The organism is Marinobacter sp. UBA2498, assembly GCF_002341575.1.
GTDB lineage: Bacteria > Pseudomonadota > Gammaproteobacteria > Pseudomonadales > Oleiphilaceae > Marinobacter > Marinobacter manganoxydans.
On sequence record NZ_DDOI01000047.1, the window covers coordinates 47,231 to 49,950 of the forward strand.

Annotated in this window: 3 protein-coding genes; all 3 read left to right on the forward strand. The window is 60.3% G+C overall.

Annotated elements, in window-relative coordinates:
* A partial coding sequence (locus B2W52_RS05585; RefSeq protein WP_286801816.1) for an FAD-linked oxidase C-terminal domain-containing protein occupies positions 1–508 on the forward strand: 508 nt, incomplete at its 5' end.
* Between the two features lie 26 nt (positions 509–534).
* Positions 535–2,133 carry a glycerol-3-phosphate dehydrogenase/oxidase gene (locus B2W52_RS05590; protein ID WP_273018444.1) on the forward strand — a complete coding sequence of 533 codons (1,599 nt, stop codon included), beginning with the start codon at positions 535–537 and terminating at the stop codon, positions 2,131–2,133.
* Positions 2,123–2,720, forward strand: a 598-nt coding sequence (locus B2W52_RS05595; RefSeq protein ID WP_286801819.1) for a xylulokinase, incomplete at its 3' end; no start/stop codon positions are given. The genes B2W52_RS05590 and B2W52_RS05595, both read left to right, overlap by 11 nt.

Sequence of the window (2,720 nt, forward strand, 5' to 3'; positions counted from 1 at the left end):
CCAAAATGGCGTCTATACCGGCACGCGGCTCGGCGACAAATGGGCGGCCAAGCGTTTTACCATGCCCTATCTGAGAGAGGCCCTCTGGCAGATGGGCTATGCGGTCGACACTCTGGAAACGGCCACTGACTGGGACAACGTCGACAATCTGCTGGGTCTGATCGAGACCAGCCTGCGTGACGGGCTGAAAGACCAGAACGAGAACACCCATGTGTTCACCCACCTCTCCCATTTCTATAGCCAGGGCTGCAGCATTTACACCACCTATGTGTTCCGGGTGGGCGACAGCTACGAGGAAACACTCGCGCGCTGGCAAACGCTCAAAACCAGCACCTCCGAACTGATCGTGAACAACCGCGGCACCATCAGCCATCAACACGGTGTCGGTAAGGATCACGCCCCTCACCTGCCGGTGGAAAAAGGCGAACTGGGCATGTTGGCGATACGCTCCCTGTGCAGCACCTTTGACCCGGACGCGATCCTGAACCCGGAAACACTGGTCAAATGAGCGCAACGCCCAAAGGGAGCCCCAATATGAACCGGACTGACATTCTCAATGCGCTGCGCTCAGGGACCAACAAATTTGATGTGGTGGTGGTCGGCGGCGGAATTACCGGCGCTGGCGTGGCCCGGGAAGCAGCAGGCAGCGGGCTGCGCACGCTTCTGGTGGAACAGAAGGACTTTTCCTGGGGTACCTCCAGCCGGTCCTCAAAGATGGTGCATGGTGGCCTTCGGTACCTGGGCAGCGGGCATTACGGTCTTACCCGGGACGCCGTGCGCGAGCGGGAACGTTTAATGGCGGAAGCACCGGGGTTAATTGAGCCCCTGCGCTTCATCATGCCGCACTTTAAAGGCCAGTTCCCCGGACCGCGCCTGTTCCAGACACTGCTTCGGGTTTACGACTTTATTGCCCGCAACCGAAGCCGCCACTTTCTGACCCCGGCCGAATCCATGCTCTGGGTGCCGGGCCTGACGGGCGAAAAACTCGCCGGCGCCAGCGGTTTTACCGATGCAGTCACCGACGACTCGCGCCTGGTCCTGCGCCTGATTGCCGAAGCCCGGCGGGACGGAGCCATGTGCCTGAATTACACAAGAGCCGGTGAAATAAAGCGCAGCAACGGCGATGTATCCGGCTTGCTGATTCAAGCAGAGGAAAACGATACGCCCATTGAGGTCTTCGCGCCCCTGGTCATCAACGCCACCGGTGCCTGGGCAGATCGGCTGCAGTCCAGCGAGACCTCTGAAGACACCATGCACATCCGGCCCCTGCGTGGCAGCCACCTGGTGCTGCCCTGGTCCAGTCTGCCGGTGTCCTGTTCGGTTTCCCTGTTTCATCCGGAAGATGGCCGCCCGGTGTTTGCCTTCCCATGGCTGGGCACTACAGTTCTCGGCACCACCGATATCGACCATGAGGGAAACCTGGATCAGGAGCCGGTGATTTCTGAATCCGAGACCGCCTACCTGCTTGAAATCGCCTCACGATTGTTTCCGGGCAGCCCCATTACCCGAAGCGACATCCTTTCAACCTGGGCCGGTGTAAGGCCGGTGGTAACCGATGGTACGGGTAAGGCGCCGTCCAAGGAAAACCGGGAACACGCACTTCGGGTGAATCGGGGGCACGTCAGCATTGCCGGCGGCAAGCTCACCACCTTCCGGGTCATCGCCCGCGAGGCACTCGTCCAGGGGCTTGGAGAAGACGCCAGCAAGGTTCTGCGGCCCGCATCCAAACCGGTGTTTCAGGGCACAGATCACCCCTCAAGGCCAGCCACCATTAGCCACCAGTGCTGGCAGCGACTGCAGGGGTTCTATGGCCCCGAGCTTGATCAACTGCTTGCTTCGGGCCCACTGGAGCCTGTCACTCCAAATCGGGCTTCCAACCTGCTCTGGGCGGAGCTTTGCTGGGCGTGCCGGAGAGAAGATGTGCAGCATCTGGATGACCTGCTTCTGCGACGAACGCGGTTAGGCATGGTACTACCGAATGCCGGCGAAGCCCTTCTCCCGCAGATTCGTAACCACTGCCAGCCGCTGCTTGGTTGGGCTGACCAGCGTTGGGAGGAGGAACAGGCCCGCTATCTGTCGATCTATCACAACGCCTATTCGCTGCCACCGCAGGAGGCCTCCGATGCCAGCTGAGCCGCTCATCCTGGCCATCGACAATGGCACCCAGAGCGTTCGGGCGCTGCTCTTCGATACCAGTGGCAATCTGGTGGGCAAAGGCAAGCAGGAAATAGAGCCCTATTTTTCGAGAGAGCCCGGCTGGGCCGAGCAGCACCCGGACTACTTCTGGGAGCAGCTCGCGGAAGCCTGCCAATTGCTCTGGAGCTCCACAGACGCGACACCGGATCAGGTTGCCGGCGTTACCGTGACCACCCAGCGCGGCACCGTCATAAATCTGGATGAAAATGGACAGCCTCTACGTCCGGCAATCATCTGGCTCGACCAGCGCCATGCAAGGGTAGAAGGCCCCGTCAAAGGGCCCTGGGGATGGCTGTTCAAAGTTGCCCGTCTGGCAGACACTATCAACCGGTTCCGGGAAAAAACCCAGGCCAACTGGATCGCTCAGAATGAACCCGAGATCTGGGCCAAAACCCGGCATTTCCTGTTGCTGTCCGGCTATCTCAACTACCGACTCACTGGAGAATTCCGGGACTCGACCGGCAGCCAGGTGGGATACCTGCCATTCGACTATAAAAAGCATCGCTGGGCCGGCCGGCGGGATT

What these genes read in the sequence shown, in the direction of transcription:
- B2W52_RS05590 (WP_273018444.1), top strand. Translation starts at nt 535, where the DNA reads ATGAACCGGACTGACATTCTCAATGCGCTGCGCTCAGGGACCAACAAA.